The organism is Streptomyces sp. XM83C (genome assembly GCF_023072675.1).
In the GTDB taxonomy this organism is placed as follows: Bacteria; Actinomycetota; Actinomycetes; order Streptomycetales; family Streptomycetaceae; genus Streptomyces; species Streptomyces thermocoprophilus.
Map to the genome: position 1 here is coordinate 1 of NZ_JALLGL010000453.1, position 3505 is coordinate 3505.

3 protein-coding genes and 1 pseudogene are annotated in these 3505 nt (G+C 75.1%); all 4 read left to right on the forward strand.

The genetic code is table 11. The annotated features are described in order from the left end of the window. Positions 1-490 (forward strand): annotated as a pseudogene (locus MTQ10_RS29040) (NYN domain-containing protein); the annotation flags it as partial. Between the two features lie 110 nt (positions 491-600). After that, positions 601-1575 (forward strand): ABC transporter ATP-binding protein, encoded by a 975-nt coding sequence (locus MTQ10_RS29045; protein ID WP_247473370.1) that lies wholly within the window; start codon positions 601-603, stop codon positions 1573-1575. A 55-nt stretch (positions 1576-1630) separates the two neighbouring features. After that, the gene (locus MTQ10_RS29050) at positions 1631-2455 is read left to right on the forward strand and encodes an ABC transporter permease (RefSeq protein WP_247473367.1); all 825 of its coding nucleotides are present in this window, start codon (positions 1631-1633) and stop codon (positions 2453-2455) included. A gap of 34 nt (positions 2456-2489) precedes the next feature. Continuing rightward, entirely contained in the window at positions 2490-3137 is a 648-nt protein-coding gene (locus MTQ10_RS29055; RefSeq protein WP_247473369.1) for an AAA family ATPase, read from the forward strand. The last annotated feature ends 368 nt before the right edge of the window (positions 3138-3505 follow it).

Sequence of the window (3505 nt, forward strand, 5' to 3'; positions counted from 1 at the left end):
CAGCGTCCCCACCCCCAAGGACCTCGCCGAGCTGCGGGCCGGCGCACCGCCCGTGCAGCAGCCCGCCACCGCCACCCTGCGCTGGTCCTCCGACAAGGGCTGGGTCGACCGGCCCGGCGTCCCCGCCGAACCGCCCGAGGCCGCAGCCATGCCCACCCTCGCCCAGCTCACCACCGCCGAACAGCGCTGGGCCGACCGCGAGGAGGACATCACCACCGTCGGCGGCGACCCCTTCGAGGTCGGGCAGGTCTTCGCCCGCCGCTGGATGTCCCGCCTCGGCGACCAGATCCACCTCCAGCGCCTGTCGGGCATGTACCCCCGCATCCCGCACCGCATCGACGGCGAGCTGCTGCGCTACGCCGCCCGCTTCGGGCTGCTCGCCCACAAGGACGACCAGATCGACGAACACGACCGGTACGCCATCCGGGCGGGCTTCTGGCGCGAGATCGGCGTCCGCACCGCCGCGGAACACGGCCCCGCCACCGAATGACGGGCGGCGGAAAACCGCCCCGCGGGCAGCCGGCGCCCGCCGACCCCGTAGTCTCGTCCTTTGTGAGTACGCGCCCCGCACCGACGACGATCCGCCCCACGGACGATGTCGTGTGCGCCGTACGCGGCCTGACCAAGACCTACCCGGCCGTCCGCGCCCGCCGGGGCACCCCCGGCACGCCCGCCGTCCGCGCCACCGACGGCGTACGGCTCGACATCCGCCGCGGCGAGATCTTCGGCCTCCTCGGCCCGAACGGGGCCGGCAAGACCACCCTCGTCCGCCAGCTGACCGGGCTGATGCGGCCCGACTCCGGCAGCGTGGAGATCCTCGGCCACGACATCGTCCGCCACCCCGAGCGCGCCGCCTGCATCCTCGCCTACCTCGGCCAGGAGTCCACCGCGCTCGACGAGCTGACCGTCGCCCTCGCCGCCGAGACCACCGCCCGGCTGCGCGGCCTCGACGCCGGGCGGGCCCGCGCCGAACGCGACGCCGTCCTCGACGAACTCGGCCTCGCCCCCATCGCCGGCCGCCCCCTGAAGAAGCTCTCCGGCGGCCAGCGCCGCCTGGCCTGCTTCGCCACCGCCCTCGTCGGGGAACGGCCCCTGCTCGTCCTCGACGAACCCACCACCGGCATGGACCCCGTCGCCCGCCGGGCCGTCTGGTCGGCGGTCGACCGGCGCCGCGCCGAACGCGGCACCACCGTCCTCCTCGTCACCCACAACGTGATCGAGGCCGAGACCGTCCTCGACCGCGTCGCCGTCCTCGACCAGGGCCGCATCATCGCCTGCGACACGCCCGCAGGGCTGAAGGAACAGGTCGCCGGAGAGGTCCGCGTCGAACTGGTCTGGCGCGTGAAAGCACCCCTCGACGTCCCCGAGGTCGCCGCCCTGCACGACCGGGCCGCCGAGTCCGGCCGCCGCTGGACCCTCCGCCTCGCCCCCGAGGAAGCGCGTACCGTGGTCGCCACCGTCACCGGCGGCGCCGCCTTCGCCGCCCTCGACGACTTCACCCTGGCCACGCCCAGCCTGGAGGACGTCTACCTGGCGCTCGGGGGCGCCGCACGGCAGGGACTGGTCAAGGCATGAGCGCAGTCACGGGGACGGCCACAGGGACAGCCACAGTGAAAGGGAGCAGCTCCAGGTGAGTGTCGTACCCGCCGAGGTCCTGTCGAGCGGCAGCACCCGGGGCGTGTCCGAGCCGGCCCGCGACGAGGCCGAACTGGCCCCCCGCGCCCGCCTGTGGCCCGCGCTGGGCGCCGTCTACCGAGCCCAGCTCTCCCGGGCCCGGGTCGCGCGCATCCCGCTCCTCTTCGTGGCGACGTTCCAGTCCGTCGGCATCCTGATCATGATGCGGGGCATCGTGGACGGCGGCAGCGAAGCCGAGTCCGCCGTCGCCGGCTCGGCCGTCCTCGTCGTCGCGTTCGTCGCGCTGAACCTCCTCGCCCAGTACTTCGGGCAGCTCCGCGCCAGCGGCGGCCTCGACCACTACGCCACGCTGCCCGTGCCGCCCGCCGCGGTCGTGCTGGGCGCCGCTGCCGCCTATGCCTCCTTCACCGTGCCCGGCACCGTCGTCACCGCCGTCTTCGGCAGCCTGCTCTTCGGCCTGCCTCTCACCCACCTGTGGGTGCTGGCCGCGGTGATCCCCCTCGCGGGCGCCGCGCTGTCCGGCCTCGGCGCCGCCTGCGGGCTGCTCGCGCCCCGCCCGGAACTCGCCACCCTCCTCGGCCAGCTCGGCATGTCCGCCGCGCTGCTGCTGGGTGTGCTGCCGCCCGACCGGATGCCGGAGATCGTCCGGCTGGCCCGTGACCTGCTGCCGTCGACGTACGGCGTCGACGCCCTGGCCCGCACCTTCGGCACCCACCCGCACTGGGGGCTCGTCCTCGGCGACCTCGCCGTCTGCGCCGGTGTCGGCGTCGCCTCGCTGGCCGTCGCGACCTGGGCGTACCGCCGGGCCGCCGTCCGGTGACGCGCCGCCGGGACGCACCTGGCACGATGTGGGGGTGACCGCACCGCTGACTCCGCGCCCCCATGACCAGTCCCAGCACCCGACGTCCGCCGGGCCCGCCGGGCCGGCCGGATACGGGTATCCGGCCGGGCCGCACGGTGTCGCGTACGGACAGGACGGGCCCGGCATGAAGACCGAACTGCGTGAAGGCGCCGTGGTGGCGGTGGCCGTCGCCGTGCTCGGCGTGCTGCTCGGCGTGCTCTGGTGGTGGCTCGCGCCGCACGTGCCGAGGGTCGGCGACGAGGTCGACGGCACGTGGTACGTGTACGCCAAGGACCCCGAGGGCGAGCAGGTCGTCGCCGTCGACGGAACGTTCACCCTGCTCGCACTGGCGTTCGGGCTCGTCAGCGCTGTCGCCGTGTTCGCGTGGCGGCGGCGGGGCGGGGTGCCGCTGGTGGTGGGGCTCGGGCTCGGCAGCCTGCTCGGCGCGGTGCTGGCGTGGCGGGTCGGGATGTGGCTCGGGCCGACGTCCGATCTCGTCGCCCACGCGAAGGAAGTGGGCAAGGGGGTCACGTTCTCCGGGCCGCTGGAGCTGAACGCGAAGGCCGCGTTGCTGGCGTGGCCGCTGGGAGCGTTGCTCGCGCACCTGGGGCTGACGGCCCTTTTCGGCGTCCGCGACCCCGACGAGGCCGCGGTGTCCTGACGGCGCCTTGCCACGCACGGCCTGGTGGGGGCCGGTCGCGCAGTTCCCCGCGCCCCTTGTCACCGGGGGCCGGTGACGCTGCTCGTGCGCAGTTCCCCGCGCTCCTTGTCGCCGGGGTGCCGGTGCTGCCCTCTGTGCGCAGTTCCCCGCGCCCCTTTCGGGGGTGCGTGAGGTTTCGCTGTTCCGCGCGGCCGGTGGGGGCTTGGCGCGCAGTTCCCCGCGCCCCTTGATGTGGCGGGGCCATCGTTTCCACCTGCGGGCCGGTGGGGGCGTTCGCGCAGTTCCCCGCGCCCCTGATGCCTGCGGCGGCCCGCTGGTGTGGGTGCGTGGCTGGTGTAGCGCCACCTGTCCGGTGGGTGGGACGGGGG